The 14741-nt window shown below is 33.2% G+C and carries 16 protein-coding genes and 2 tRNA genes; 14 read left to right on the plus strand and 4 right to left on the minus strand.

Features of this window, described 5'->3' with window-relative positions:
• Positions 1–134: 134 nt before the first annotated feature.
• From erpA to aroD, 6 genes are all read left to right on the plus strand, one after another.
• Positions 135–473, plus strand: a complete 339-nt coding sequence (gene erpA, locus A9G08_RS04210) for an iron-sulfur cluster insertion protein ErpA (RefSeq protein ID WP_065562493.1) — start codon at positions 135–137, stop codon at positions 471–473.
• A gap of 195 nt (positions 474–668) precedes the next feature.
• A tRNA-Leu gene (locus tag A9G08_RS04215) sits at positions 669–756 on the plus strand.
• 18 nt (positions 757–774) lie between these two features.
• Positions 775–850 (plus strand) — tRNA-Gly (locus tag A9G08_RS04220).
• A gap of 306 nt (positions 851–1156) precedes the next feature.
• Complete coding sequence (locus A9G08_RS04225) at positions 1157–2353, plus strand: MFS transporter (protein WP_065562494.1); 1197 nt, start codon at positions 1157–1159, stop codon at positions 2351–2353.
• A 492-nt stretch (positions 2354–2845) separates the two neighbouring features.
• A complete protein-coding gene (locus A9G08_RS04230) occupies positions 2846–3718 on the plus strand; it encodes a shikimate dehydrogenase (RefSeq protein ID WP_065562495.1) in 873 nt (290 codons plus the stop codon).
• 95 nt (positions 3719–3813) lie between these two features.
• Positions 3814–4578 carry a type I 3-dehydroquinate dehydratase gene (aroD, locus tag A9G08_RS04235; RefSeq protein WP_065562496.1) on the plus strand — a complete coding sequence of 255 codons (765 nt, stop codon included), beginning with the start codon at positions 3814–3816 and terminating at the stop codon, positions 4576–4578.
• Positions 4579–4939: 361 nt separating this feature from the next.
• Here aroD and A9G08_RS04240 read toward each other — a convergent pair whose 3' ends face one another.
• The gene (locus A9G08_RS04240; RefSeq protein ID WP_218058401.1) at positions 4940–5326 is read right to left on the minus strand and encodes an endonuclease V; all 387 of its coding nucleotides are present in this window, start codon (positions 5324–5326) and stop codon (positions 4940–4942) included.
• Positions 5327–5520: 194 nt separating this feature from the next.
• On the opposite strand from A9G08_RS04240, the gene A9G08_RS04245 reads away from it, so the two are divergent.
• Positions 5521–6177 (plus strand): DUF421 domain-containing protein, encoded by a 657-nt coding sequence (locus A9G08_RS04245; RefSeq protein ID WP_065562497.1) that lies wholly within the window; start codon positions 5521–5523, stop codon positions 6175–6177.
• 62 nt (positions 6178–6239) lie between these two features.
• Here A9G08_RS04245 and A9G08_RS04250 read toward each other — a convergent pair whose 3' ends face one another.
• Complete coding sequence (locus tag A9G08_RS04250; RefSeq protein ID WP_065562498.1) at positions 6240–6512, minus strand: DksA/TraR family C4-type zinc finger protein; 273 nt, start codon at positions 6510–6512, stop codon at positions 6240–6242.
• 152 nt (positions 6513–6664) lie between these two features.
• Between A9G08_RS04250 and msrA the strand changes: the two genes are divergently transcribed.
• The 3 genes from msrA to msrB are packed head-to-tail and all read left to right on the plus strand — an operon-like array spanning position 6665 to position 8231.
• Complete coding sequence (gene msrA / locus A9G08_RS04255) at positions 6665–7213, plus strand: peptide-methionine (S)-S-oxide reductase MsrA (protein ID WP_065562499.1); 549 nt, start codon at positions 6665–6667, stop codon at positions 7211–7213.
• 2 nt (positions 7214–7215) lie between these two features.
• Positions 7216–7740 (plus strand): cytochrome b, encoded by a 525-nt coding sequence (locus A9G08_RS04260; protein ID WP_065562500.1) that lies wholly within the window; start codon positions 7216–7218, stop codon positions 7738–7740.
• A 53-nt stretch (positions 7741–7793) separates the two neighbouring features.
• The gene (gene msrB, locus A9G08_RS04265; RefSeq protein ID WP_176701515.1) at positions 7794–8231 is read left to right on the plus strand and encodes a peptide-methionine (R)-S-oxide reductase MsrB; all 438 of its coding nucleotides are present in this window, start codon (positions 7794–7796) and stop codon (positions 8229–8231) included.
• Positions 8232–8422: 191 nt separating this feature from the next.
• Here msrB and lptG read toward each other — a convergent pair whose 3' ends face one another.
• Entirely contained in the window at positions 8423–9487 is a 1065-nt protein-coding gene (gene lptG, locus A9G08_RS04270) for an LPS export ABC transporter permease LptG (protein ID WP_065562501.1), read from the minus strand.
• Positions 9488–9497: 10 nt separating this feature from the next.
• Positions 9498–10601: an LPS export ABC transporter permease LptF gene (gene lptF, locus A9G08_RS04275; protein ID WP_065562502.1), complete on the minus strand. Its 1104-nt coding sequence runs from the start codon at positions 10599–10601 to the stop codon at positions 9498–9500.
• A gap of 138 nt (positions 10602–10739) precedes the next feature.
• Here lptF and A9G08_RS04280 point away from each other — a divergent pair, with 138 nt between their 5' ends.
• From A9G08_RS04280 to A9G08_RS04295, 4 genes are all read left to right on the plus strand, one after another.
• A complete protein-coding gene (locus A9G08_RS04280) occupies positions 10740–12218 on the plus strand; it encodes a leucyl aminopeptidase (RefSeq protein ID WP_065562509.1) in 1479 nt (492 codons plus the stop codon).
• An 8-nt stretch (positions 12219–12226) separates the two neighbouring features.
• Positions 12227–12685 carry a DNA polymerase III subunit chi gene (locus tag A9G08_RS04285; RefSeq protein WP_065562503.1) on the plus strand — a complete coding sequence of 153 codons (459 nt, stop codon included), beginning with the start codon at positions 12227–12229 and terminating at the stop codon, positions 12683–12685.
• A 273-nt stretch (positions 12686–12958) separates the two neighbouring features.
• Entirely contained in the window at positions 12959–13477 is a 519-nt protein-coding gene (locus A9G08_RS04290; RefSeq protein ID WP_141673921.1) for a hypothetical protein, read from the plus strand.
• Positions 13478–13646: 169 nt separating this feature from the next.
• The gene (locus A9G08_RS04295; protein WP_141673922.1) at positions 13647–14384 is read left to right on the plus strand and encodes a hypothetical protein; all 738 of its coding nucleotides are present in this window, start codon (positions 13647–13649) and stop codon (positions 14382–14384) included.
• The last annotated feature ends 357 nt before the right edge of the window (positions 14385–14741 follow it).

Consider the following 14741-nt stretch of genomic DNA (forward strand, 5'->3'; position numbering starts at 1 on the left):
TGTTGTCGTATTTATTCATAAAATTAACTTAAATTCAAGCAAGCTATTACAAATTTAACTAATTGATGTTTTCATTTTGTATTTTATTTTTTCAAGAGTATATAATATATCAGTACTTAAAGTAGGAGAATAAAATGAGCGATGCGTTACCCATTAATTTTACTGATGCTGCTGCAAACAAGGTAAAAACTTTAGTAACGGAAGAAGAAAATCCAAATCTTAAATTAAGAGTCTATATCACTGGTGGTGGTTGTAGTGGATTCCAGTATGGTTTCACATTTGATGAAAAAGTAAATGAAGATGATCTGGCGATCGAAAAAAATGGTGTCTCACTTATCATTGACCCTATGAGTTTACAATATCTTGTTGGTGGCACCATAGACTATGTTGAAGGATTACAGGGTTCTCGTTTTGTTGTTGATAACCCAAACGCAACTACAACCTGTGGTTGTGGATCATCTTTCAGCGTCTAATTAGTAACAAATCATTAGCCAAAATTTTTATTAATATTAAATCCAAATTTTAAGGGAATTGATTAAAAATTTCCTTAAATGTGACAAACATTGAGCAGTTAAACAATTATTTTAATTTTTTTATTGACGTAAAATTTAAGATAGGTAAAATGCACAGCATCCAAAACGCAGTTACCTATCGGTAATAAGTTTTGAGCCCGGGTGGTGAAATCGGTAGACACAAGGGATTTAAAATCCCTCGGCCTTTTTGGCCGTGCGAGTTCAAGTCTCGCCCCGGGCACCATTAAAACACTTTTTTTCTGCGGGAATAGCTCAGTTGGTAGAGCGCAACCTTGCCAAGGTTGAGGTCGCGAGTTCGAACCTCGTTTCCCGCTCCAATTTTTTTCAATCATTATTCTCAATCAAATTTATCTTTGAAATTCTTTACTCAATCCTTACTACAAATAAATGATCTGGATATTTTTCATAGCTAAGAAATATTCATTTTTTTTATATTCTTTTAAAAAATGCTCCTCCATTTTCCAATTCTGAGATGATTATTTAAAAAATTTATCTAAATTAACAATAATTAATTAATAAAACTATTTCAAAGATTATTTTTCCTTTTATTCAGATACTTTTACCGCTAATATTGAGCCAGTTAATTTTATAAGATTTTTAAATTTGTATTGGAGTATTAACTAATGAGTAATCACAGCTCATATTCGATAGCTGGCTCTATCTATGCTAATTACATTATTCAAAGTATTGCTTTAATAGTAATTATGCAATTTTCTGTCGAAATTTCTGCACAATTAAAAACTGATGATGTTATAGGTATTGGTTACGTTGCATCAGGAATAGGATATGGAAAAATATTATTAATGTTTATTGGCGGAATACTATCTGATAAATTTGGACGCAAACCATTTATCCTTATGGGCATGTCTTGTTATATTATCTTTTTCGTTGGGACACTCTTTTGTCACAATATTCATGTTGCATTTTGTTTGGCTATGTTTATTGGTGCTGGAAACTCATTTTTAGATACCGGCTCCATGCCTGCTTTAACCGAATGCTTTCCTCGTTCGGCAGGTACTGCAAGTGTTTTAATTAAAGCATTTATTTCAATAGGAACGTTAGTCTTACCATTTATTGTTACATTCTTTCATGCTTATGATTTATGGTATGGTTATGCTTTCATCGGTTTTGTTACTTTTATCATTATTAATTTTTTACTTTTAGCACCAAGAAAATTTCCTTCCAAAAATACAGTTATTTGTGGCAATGAAGGCCATAGTGACTACTTCATTGGAAAGCCGAATATTTTCTTTGAAGGTATTTTATTAATCATTATGGGCTTCACCACCACCGCAACCTTTGTTATCATTTTACAATGGCTACCTGCCATTGCAGAGAAAGGTATAGGAATGGAACCAATCGCTTCTAAACAACTGATCAGTTATTATAGTACTGCATCAATAATTTCTGTTTTTACAACAGCCTATATTGTTAAAAAATTCATAAAACCAATTTACTGCATTATTATATTGCCGTTACTTTCTGCATTAACTTTATTAATGTTTTTGTTTAACCTTAATCCTACAATGAGTTTAATTGTGGCAATAGGTATGGGATTAACGGCAGCAGGCGGTATATTACAACTCACCTTAGTTGTCATGCAGCAGCTATTTCCTGATCGTAAAGGGTTTGCAGTTGGAACAATGTATACTTTCAGTGGTTTATCATTTATTGTCATTCCACTAATAGTCCCTAAGTTAGCCTTAATCAATGTTAGCTATGCTATCTTAGTCGATCTAGTTGTGGCATTATCAAGTGTCATATTAGGTTTAATTGTTTATTCACGTTTCAAAAAAGTTATTGATATGAATAAAATTTAATTACTATTAGCCATACTAAAAAAGCATCTTATCGCGATAAGGTGCTTTACCATGATGAGTAATTTAAAATAAAAAAATGGTAAATTAATAAACCTAGAATTTTTAGAAAGTTATCTTAAACATTAAAATAATACTTGAAAGCAGTTATTACTAATTTTCATATTTTTTATGGTTTAATTTTGGTGTTTTTAGTATTAATTCTAGGTTGGAAAAAACATCTAAGAATTATCAAATGCGATTTTTTGATTAGAGAAAAGCTTAATAACAGTTGGGAGTTACTTTATTAAGCAAGAATTATCAATTATCACCGAGCCAGGTGGTATTGAGGTAATTTAAAATCTTTACATGAAATGCCAATTTCAATTTAGCGTAGCGATGATGAATTTACATTGCGTCATTCTCCAATTGAACGAGCAAAAATGTATCTATACGATACGAAAAGATTACTTAAAAAACTCGCAGAATTTTAATCATTAATAATTGGAGAGAAGCATGAGAGCTAATATTGATGGACACTTTTTATTAATTGGATTAATGGCATATCCAATTCGGCACAGCTTATCACCAAAAATGCAAAATATAATTTACTCTAAATTAGATATTCCCTATGTCTATTTAGCTTTTGAAGTGACGCAAGAAAAATTACCTGATGCTATAAAAGGCTTACGTGCATTAGGTTTACGCGGTAGTGCTGTTTCAATGCCGAATAAACAAACCGTGTGCCAATATTTAGATAAATTAACACCCGCAGTAGAGCTTATTGGAGCCTGTAATACCATTTCAAATGATGATGGTGTATTAACCGGATATAATACGGATGGAATAGGATACATGCGCTCATTAAAAGAGGCGGGTGTTGATGTTATAGGTAAAAAGTTGACATTACTTGGCGGAGGCGGTGCTGCAAGTGCTATTGCCGTACAAGCCGCATTAGATGGCGTTAAAAAGATTTCAATTTTTAATCAAAAAGATGAATGCTTTGACAAAATTGTAGAAATAGTTAACCGAATAAATGCTAAAACTGACTGTGAAGCAGTAGTTTATGATTTAGCTGATCACTCAAAATTACGTCAGGAAATTGCTGAAAGCGCAGTATTATGCAATGCTACCGGTATTGGTATGAAGCCGTCAGAAGGAAAAAGTTTAATTACCGATCCAACTATGCTAAGAAAAGATCTCGTCGTAACCGATTGTATTTACAGTCCACGTAAAACAAAATTATTAGAAATAGCCGAATCGCAAGGTTGTAAAACGTTAAACGGTATGGGTATGATGTTATGGCAAGGTCATGCACAAATTAAAATTTGGACAGGAAAAGAAGCGCCAATTGATTATGTTAAAGAAAAAATGGGCTTTAATGACTAAAAAATTTTAGTTAACTTATTAAAATTATTTATAAATATAGACTATACTCTCAGTAATTTAAATTAAGAGAGTAGAAAAGATAAATTGGTGAAGTGATGTCAAAAATTACTGTTAAAGGTTTAGATATTGGTGTTGGAGCGCCTAAAATCATTGTTCCAATTGTAGGAAAAACAGAAGAAGAATTAGTTAATGAAGCTGAATTTTTGACAAAAATTGACTTTGATATGGTTGAATGGAGAGTAGACCATTTTCAAAAAGTTGATGATGTTGAAAAAGTAAAACAAACAGCGAATAAATTACAAACAATCATTGGCCACAAACCCATTTTATTTACATTCCGTACCGCTAATGAAGGCGGAGTTTATCCTGCTAAGGTTGAATTTTATATCAACCTTAATAAACAGATGATAAAAAGTGGTTTAATTGACCTTGTCGATATTGAAGTTTTCACTGGTGACAAATATGTTGAAGAAATTGTCCAGTTAGCCCATCAACATAACGTTTTAGTGATAGCCTCTAATCATGACTTTGATAAGACTCCGCCAAAAGATGAAATTGTAGCAAGATTACGCAAAATGCAAGATCTTGGTGTAGATATTCCTAAAATTGCCGTAATGCCACGTTCGCGTGAAGATGTAATTAACTTACTTGCTGCAACAGCTGAAATGAAAGACAAATATGCACATAAACCACTAATTACTATGGCAATGGCTGGAACAGGTGCGATTAGCCGAATTGCTGGTGAAACTTTTGGGTCAGACCTCACTTTTGGTGCAGCAAAAAATGCATCTGCACCAGGGCAGCTAGATGTAAAAGATCTAAGAAACATCTTAAATATATTACATAAAAGTTTGGCTTAAAAATTCCAGCGTTTTAATAAACAACTTAAGTTAAATCAAAGACAAATGAAAGACAAATGAAAGACAAATGAAAGACAAATGAAAGATAGTCAATATATAAACGCTTTAGTTCAAGTTATTAATATTAAATGACTATTATGAAGACTATATTAAAAGTCTGTATTAATAGTATTTTGGTGAATTAATCAAATAAACCTGTTTAACCATTTTTATTGTATTATTCGAATTTAAACAACTTAGTTTGTTGATCCAAATAGGTCAGTAAATCAGGCATGTGATATTTGCTGGCCATTGATTGAATATTATCTGCGCCTTTCTTAGCGATATTGCTAATGATGTGATATAGATTGGATTATTACTTTTACCTCGCATTACCTCTAGCACGCATTACCTCAATGGCATATTGCTTATTATCACTAAAAGGCTTTTTTGCAACGCCGATAATAGGTACCTTTTTATCCAGAGCTTGATAAAGATGACCACCTAAACCAAGATTACCACCTTTCAAATGAACATAACCATCGACTATAATCACATCAATCGAATTGAGATCAACCTGAGACAATAATGCTAATATACAAGGTAATTCACGTTTATAAAATTGGTCTGATTGATAAGGCAGAACATTCGATTGATAATCATTGATAACAGATTTTATCTCATTGATACCATCAGTAAATTGCTCAAATAAAATGCCAACAGTTTTTGCCTTATCATTTAAATAGTAAACATCTATTGCAAGTATCATTTTTTTAAAATCCTTTTTGGAGTAGAATAACAAAGCTCTCGTATTAAACTTTCTAATCTCTATTAAAAAACAAGTAGTCATTGATTTCAAATAAATAAAAATTTAGTTAATTCGTAATACATCTTTTATTTATCCGATTAGACCAGATAGCTAAGCAATGGTCGTTTAGATTGGATCTACACTTGGAGGCAGGAATGTATTTACTTGAAATGGCACCAAAATTTTTAATTGCACTTATCATTTTACTTATTTATGTCAAATTATCAGGAAAAAGCCAAATCGCACCGATGTCACAGCTGGATCAGGTTGGTAGCATGGTTATTGGTGCATTGGTAGGTGGAACATTACTTAATGCTAATGTTTCTGCGTGGGAAGCCGCTGGAGCTGTGGCGATTTGGGCAGGTCTTCTTATCTTAGTACGATTTATCAAATCTAAAAATTCAAAACTCCGAGATGCTATTGATGGTGAACCTATACAATTAATCAAAAATGGCAATCTAATCTCTGAAAATTTCAAAAAAGCGAATTTACCTGTTAGAGATTTTGAAACGCTAATCAATATTCAAGGAATTTGCGCATTTAGTGAATTAAAACAAGTGTGGTACGAATTAAATGGATCTTTAACCATTATCAAGAAAGGAGATAAAGATATCGCAGTACTGGTGATTGAAAATGGCGCTATTAGTCAAGACAACCTTGAACAACTCCACAAAAGTGAAACATGGCTTAAGAATGAAATCAAAAAACAAGGTTATAAAGATATTGATGAAGTTTTTTGTGCAGAATGGTTTGATGGTAAATTATTAGTTTACCCTTATGATGAAGTTCGTAATTCAAAAAATAAAGAATAATTGAGGAAAGCAAAATATAAAAGGGGAAGGAGTTTTACTCAATCCCCCTTATTAAGAGCTTGTTATCTTAGTTGGCTATCTTTACTACCACGTCGATTATATAATATTGCAGATTTTGCCAATTGCTTATCTATTTCTTGTTGGCAAGCTAAACAGTATTGCACACCTGGTAAGGCAATTTGTCTGGCTTTTGCAATAGTATCGCCACATTCAACACAAAACTCGGCACTAGGTTTATCGTGTTTTAGTTGGCGTCTGGCGATTTCGATAGCATCTGTGATTGTACTTTCGATCTGTTGGTTAACGGCATCGTCAGATGCCCAGCCACTAGCCATAATTACACCTCCTAAAAATTTATATTAGATGAATAATATGGTGTTTATTTGACCAGTTTCAAGTAATATGAACACATCATTTAAAAAGCAAAGTAAGTGTTGTATTTTTTATAAAGATCGTTTCTATTAATGTAAGTTAATTGGAGGTTTTTATGCAACAATATGAACAAGCAACATTTGCAGGTGGATGTTTCTGGTGTATGGTAAAACCTTTCGACAAATATGAAGGCGTTATTAATGTGATCTCAGGTTACACTGGTGGTCATACGGAAAATCCAACTTATCAACAAGTTTGCCAAGGCAACACAGGCCATACAGAAGCGGTGCAAATTACCTTTGATCCAACGATGATCAGCTATAAAAAATTACTTGATATTTTTTGGCAACAAATTGACCCGACAGATTCGCAAGGACAATTTGCCGATCGTGGCGATTCTTATCGTCCAGTAATATTTTATCATAACAAATTACAACAACAGCAAGCGATCGCATCTAAACAAGCGCTTGAAGAAAGCAAACGATTTAATCATCCGATTGATGTTGCTATAGAACCGGCAGCAATATTTTATCCCGCCGAAGCGTATCATCAAGATTACTATAAAAAACAGCCAGAAAATTATAACCGTTATTATCAATTATCTGGACGAGCTAATTTTATTGCAGATAACTGGCAAGATAAGTCAACAACCAAAAGTGAGTAAATATGCAAAAGTACTCGCAATATAGCAGTAAACAAAAATGGATTCATTGGACATCGGCTTTACTTGTCATAATGGTAACCATGCTCCTTTTAATTAAAGTGACAATGTCACATATATTAGGTGGAATGGCAATAGTCTATTTATTACATAAATCCTTTGGAGTGCTTGTTTTGCTATTAACAATATGGCGAATTATGGAGATCCGCAGTCAAGGTGTGCCTGATGTCTTACCGAAAGACAAAAAACTGCAACGAATTTTGTCAAAATCCACTCAAGGAGTGATCTACCTTTTACTGCTAATTACGCCATTATCGGGGTATTTAATGAGTGGAAGGGACCTTAATATATTTGGTTTAATATCGATCCCTGCTATTGATATGCCATATCACCAAATGTTTCATTCATTACATTTGATTAGTTCTTATGTACTAGCTATTTTAGTTATATTTCATGTATTAGGTGCGTTGTACCACTATTTTTGGGTTAAAGATAAAGTATTGCAATCAATGTTAAGTAGCAATGATTAACACAAATTTAAACGTTTATTTATATCACATTTATAACGTGAGGCAGATACAACATGAACAAATCAATGAAAGATAAAGCTATATCAGCACTAACACCAATGCAATATCATGTTACGCAGCAAAATGGTACAGAACCGCCATTTGATAATCAATATAACGCTAATCACCGCGATGGGATCTACGTTGATATCGTCTCTGGTGAACCACTGTTTACCTCACTAGATAAGTTTGATTCAGGCTGTGGTTGGCCAAGTTTCTCTAAACCGATTAAACAGCAACAAATTGTTGAAAAAGAAGATAACAGCCATGGAATGCTTAGGATAGAAGTCCGCTCATTAGAAGCTGATTCACATCTTGGTCATGTATTTAATGATGGGCCTGCAGCTTTAGGGGGATTGCGCTACTGTATCAACTCTGCAGCGCTAAAGTTCATACCAAAAGAAGAATTAAAAGCTCAAGGCTATGGTGACTACTTAAAATTGTTTAAATAAATTAATCTTACGCATCCTTTATTTAAATAAAGGGTGCGAACTAAACCAATCAACCTTAGCCTGAAGCCTACAAAATCATTGTTTAACTTAATTGGTATACGTAAAGGAAATTTTGAAGAATATTGCTGATGAAATTGGCATATAACTTATCAAGTTTATATGCCAATATCGTAGTAGATCAAAGCTATAATTTAATTTTTTCTTTTAAATAAAATATAACTGATTAACAAAAACACAAAGCTAGTTAGCATAGAGCCAACGATAGGGTAAATGCCCATCACAATACTGGTTTGAGCAAAAAGATTATCGGCGATATAAAAGATAAAGCCAAAAGTAATACCTATAATCACCCTAATACCCATAGATACACTTCGTAATGGTCCAAAAATGAAAGATAAGGCCAACAACAACATCACTGCAACTGAAACGGGTTTAATCAGCTTTTTCCAAAATAACAAATCATAATATTTTGTATCTTGGCCCGAATTTTTCAAATATTGCGAATATTGATAGAGTCCTGATGCTGACAATGAATCAGGGTCAAAAGCTACAATACTCAACTTATCAGGTGTGATATTAGTTTTCCACTGCATAGTAAGTGAGTTCGTACCCGTTATTTGTTGTGGATTGGTTAAATCATTCATCTCGATTTGTGATAACGTCCAACTTCCATTTTCAAACACTCCGCTATCAGCATGAGTAATCGATAGTAATTTATTTTTATCAACTTTATAAATATCAATATTTGAGATAGAACTATCATTATTAACATGGTCGATATAGATATAATCATTACCATCTTTCGCCCATAAACTGCCTTGTTGAGCTAATAAAGAATTACCATAAAGCTTTTCTGAGCGCATATTACGAGCGGTTTGTTCACTGATAGGAGCAACCCATTCACCAATTGCCATTGTTATAAGCACTAAAGGGAGAGCAGTTTTCATCACAGCTAATGCAATTTTAAAACGACTAAAACCTGAAGTTTCCATCACAATAAGCTCGCTTCTTGAAGCTAAAATCCCTAAACCGATTAAGCCGCCTAAAAGTGCTGCCATAGGGAAAAATATTTCTATATCTTTAGGTACCATTAGCAAAGAATAAAAACCAACTGACAAGGCATCATAATCAACTTTGATTTTTCTAAGTTGGTCAATAAAACGAATAATTCCTGACAAACTAATTAATAAAAATAAGCAAATGCCAATGGTATTTAAAATAGTTTTACCAATATAGCGATCTAAAATCGAAAACATCGTTCTCCCCTTAAGACGCAATAAATTTTAAACGAAGTTTACGCATAAATAAGTTATCCCAACAATTTAAAATCAAAGCCAGAACAAAATACCCTAGATTAATCAGATAAAACCACAAAGCGGGATCTAAGCGACCTTTACCAGCATTAGCTTTAACCGAACTAGAAAGTAAAAAATAGACTAAATAAAGCAGTAACGCTGGTAAAATTTGTGCAAGCCTTCCTTGTCTTGGATTGGACACACTCAATGGAATCACTAAAAAAGCCATCAAAGGAACCGAAATTATCAACGTCAATCGCCAATAAAATTCAGCATTAGCCTTCGGTGTTGGATTTTCATGAAGCTCAAGCAATCCTAATTGCTGAACATCCACTTTATCATCATCAACATTGCTTTCTAGCTCCTTAGGTTTAATAATACCTAAATAGTTATGAAAATTCGAAATTCTAAAATCTTTTAACTGTGCTGTGCCTTCATAACGGTTTGCATTTTCAAGTGTGATGATTTGATTACCATCTTTATCTTCTTCAGTTTTTCCTTTATTAGCAATAATAATAGAAGGGCGTTGAGCATTTTTCGGATTGATTTGGGCAATAAATACGCTATCTAGCTTATTATGATCAACATTACCAATATAAATTACCGAGTTGCCATCAGGTGTTTGTTGAAATTGGCCAGCTAATAAACCGGCTAAACTTGGATTAATCTTGGCATTTTCGACTAGCTGATCTTGTCTCACGCTAGACCAAGGACCAAACCAAAGGCTATTGAGTGCTGTGAATATACAGGTGATCACACACAGAAATAGCACAACCTGATAGTTAAGTCTTCTCTTAATCCCACATGCATGCATTGCGACCATCTCGCTGTCCGAATAAAGCCGACCAAAGGTAACAAGCACACCTAAAAACAGACTTAGTGGCAAAATAAGATCAGCCATATTCGACACACCTAACACTAAAAGAGGCATAATCAAATCTCGCGGAATACTGCCATCAATAGCGCTGGATAAAATTCTGATTAATTTTTGAGAAAAGAAAATTAGCAATAAAATAAACAGTATTGCACCTTGTGTTTTCATCGTCTCTTTAATTAAATATCGGCGAATTATCACTTTTTTACCTATCTATCCGTTTTATCAAATCGCACTATTATAATCTGATTTGCGTTGTTTCGTTATCTTTTTGTTGCTATCGTTTAATGAACCGATAAAATGTTACTATTCACCATAAAAATCTTACAAGAGAACGCTATGAAATACTCAATCAAAAACAGCTCATTAATCACATTACAAAAAGAAGAATGTTTAGTGGTAACTGTCCAATTAGGCAAGAAACAAACTAGTTTAATCAAGGATATAGATGAATTAACCAAGGGTATGATTAGTCAGCTGATCAAGTCAGGTGACATTAACTGCGAATTAGGTAAAACCACCTTTTTATACGCTTGCCCGAATTCTCCGAAAATATTAGTTGTAGGGTGTGGCCAAGCAATAAATTTTGATATTAACGCTGCAAAAAAAATGATACAAGCAGCTACAAAAGAGTTAATAACAAAACAAGTTAAAAATATAAGTTGGGACATTCTAACTCTAAATCCTGCAATAAGTGGTGAAATTGCTAAACAACTACCACAAATTACTAGCGAATTAACCTATAGCTTTGACCAATTCAAATCAACAAAATCAGAAAAACCAAGCTTACAAAAAGTAACGCTACTTTATAGCGATAAAAAAACAATCAAGCATGTAGAAAGTCAATTATCGCAAGGACAAATTATTGCAAATGCTATTGTCAGTACCAAAAACATTGCCAACATGCCATCTAACATCGGCAATGCTAAATACTTAGCAGAGCAGGGCAAAAGTTTAGGTAAACAGCATTCAAGCTTGAAAGTGACATGCTTAGGTGAAAAAGAGCTTGCTAAACTCAACATGAACGCTTATTTAGCGGTTGGACGAGGCTCAGCTAACGAATCAATTATGACGGTCATAGAATATCATGGTGCCAAAGACAAAAAAGCCAAACCATATGTATTAGTTGGTAAAGGATTAACCTTCGATTCAGGTGGCATATCCATCAAACCCTCAGCCGGTATGGATGAAATGAAATATGATATGTGTGGTGCTGCCACTGTGTTTGGTGTAATGCAAGCTGTGGCTGAATTAAAACTACCTATCAACGTAGTTGGCGTGATGGCTGGTTGTGAAAACATGCCAGATGGTAATTCATACCGTCCTGGTGATATCTTAACCACCATGTCGGGCACCACCGTTGAAATCATTAATACCGATGCAGAAGGTCGTTTAGTATTATGCGATGCTTTAACTTATGTTGAACGTTTCCAACCCAAGACTGTGATTGACATTGCTACACTTACTGGTGCTTGTATCATTGCACTCGGTCATCATTATACTGGCGTGATGGGTAATAACGCAGAGCTTACTGAACAATTGGTAAATTCCTCAAATCAAGCAGGAGACAAAGCGTGGTCATTACCGATTGATAGTGATTTCCAAGAACAAATCAAATCAACCTGCGCTGATATTGTCAATGCTGGTGGTCGAGATGGAGGAACGATTACAGCCGCTTGTTTCCTATCTCGCTTTACTGAAAAATACCAATGGGCACATCTTGATATTGCAGGAACAGCTTGGAAATCGGGTGCAAACAAAGGTGCTACAGGCAGACCAGTCGCGATGTTAATTCAATACTTACTTAACCAAAAATGAGTAAATACATGAAAAAAGTGATATTTTATCTACTTGAAAACCCAACCCCAGCCAATGATGCCGGGGTTTTATTCAAAGAAAAGCTAGCGTGTGAAAAAATTGTTGAAGCATGGCAAAATCGGCAACGTGTGTTAGTGGCCTGTCAAGATCAAGCTCAAGCTGAACGTATTGATGAATATTTATGGCAACTCGATACTGAAAATTTTGTTCCCCATAATCTAGCTGGCGAAGGCCTGAAAAGCGGATCACCTGTCGAAATCTGTTGGCCACAAAAGCGCAGTAGCAATGGTTCACGTCACTTACTTATCAATCTACAAGAGCAATACCCTGAATTTGCTGGTGTATACCGCGATATTATTGACTTTGTCCCTATCGAAGAACAACAAAAATCGCTAGCCCGTGAAAGGTATAAAACCTATAAAGAAGCTGGATTTAACCTAAAAACCATCCCTGTTTTATGCTCTTAAATTTATAAAAATAAGGTTTTTATCAATAAATTTATTATTACAAGGAATGGCTATATCTGATGTGGCAAGATAGTTTTAGCATCAGTAATACTATATAAAGACAGCATCAGGAGCTGGAAAATCTGCTCAATAAAATTTCAAAATCCTATCAGCATCACAAATTATAAAAAGACCTTAGTCGAAGGTTGGCAAAGCTTTATTGAAAGGAAATTTCACCTATGAATAATATTGTCGCTATGTGTAACCTATTAAATTAATGAAGAATTTATTAAATTGTTTGTTATAATAGACAATAGTCAATTCTATACAGGAAGTAAAATGTTTAAAAATTTATTGGCGCTCTCAATATCATTATTGACTCTAGTTGGTTGTCAAGAGCGACAAAAAGTTACTGCTGAAATGCTAGAAGGAACTTGGGATTGTAAAGTCGACGATAGTCGCGGTACAAGCTATCATTATTACGACTCAAAATTGAAAGGAATACAATCTTATACACTCAATAATACAGGTTATGTAGCGCTTATTAAGAAACATGAAGAAGGATTCGCAGTACAAACAAAATATTATGCGTTTATTGCGCCTATTTCTGCTGATAATAACTACGCAAAACTCAATGGTGCAATTGAATGTGAATCGATAGATCAAATCAATAATATTATAACTGAAATTGAGTATAAGTTTATTTCAAAAAATGAATTAAAAGAGAGTTCATTTACAAAATACGAACATTGTGATCCAAGAAGAACCTTTATGGAATTTAATATTGAAGCTACTTGTAAACGTGTACCTTGAATTTAACTTCCTTTTGCGTTTTTTTGTTGTAGGAAGATGCATAGTATTTTGAATTAAAAGGATTTTTAGAATAGTTTACTGATAGTAAATTAATAATATATTAAATAATTAGAAGATTAAGATTGATTCGAATTAAGGATTATTTGCTCTTCACCGGGATGTACAAGTAGTGAAAACAAAAGTAATAGTAGTTTTAGTTTATTTTATGACTACAATACAAAATGCGTATGGTAGGTTTATGATGCATAATACTCCTGCTTTACACGGTCATTCAAGGCATACAAAAGTTGATATGGATACAACATATGCCATCATAATTATGTTTTTAACGTTTGTATCGGCTTGTATGTTACTTAGTATTTACTATGCTTATTCTGAATTAAAACATCAAAAAAATAAAAAAGTAGAAGAAGAGAAAAAAAAACGTTATGAAGCAATCTATAGAGGTTCTTATAGAATTCAACATTTTTATCGATTTGTCGATGATGCAGCTATACCGCCAACTTATAAACTCACTAAATTTCCATTTCTAAATGAGTATTCCGATTATACAAAACAAATTACAATTTTAAATTATAATTTTTTAAAAGTTGATTTCAGCGCTTTAATTCAAATTTATGCAGCGCTTAATAATTTTGATATAGATACCAAGTGTGGTGGACAATATGACTATGTGCCTAGTTCTCTTTGGATTGGTGCTACTCATATAAACTCATATACATGCGAATGGAATAAAGAGAAATTCATTTTCATACCTAAAGAAGATAAATATTATTTAAAAACTATTGGCAAAATAGAATCAATATCAAACGAAAAAGATTATTTTTGTCGATCGAGATTGGAAAAATGGTATGAAAATACAAAACAATTTCAAAATATACAATCAACCTACTATATTGAAAAATAATTATTTTTCAAATTTTACCTGAGAATAATTACCCAAAATTTAAAGATGCAATTGAATGTGAATCGAAGGTTCAACTTAATAACATTATAACTGAAATGGCGAATAAATTTATTTTAGAAGGCAAATTGAAGTAAGATTGTTTATTAATAATAAAGGGGGATAAGATTCAAAAAATGTTTGTGGAGTATAATATTGAAGCGACTTATAAGCGCATACCTTAAAACCCTCTATTTCAGCGATTTCTTTGTAAAAGAATCAGTGTGTTTTTCATTAAAATGACTTTTAAGATAGTTAACTGTTAGTATAATTATATTATTGTATAATAATAAGATAATTAAGATTACTTAAAATAAGATC

Source organism: Gilliamella sp. wkB195 (assembly GCF_001690445.1).
Taxonomy (GTDB): Bacteria; Pseudomonadota; Gammaproteobacteria; order Enterobacterales; family Orbaceae; genus Gilliamella; species Gilliamella apicola_E.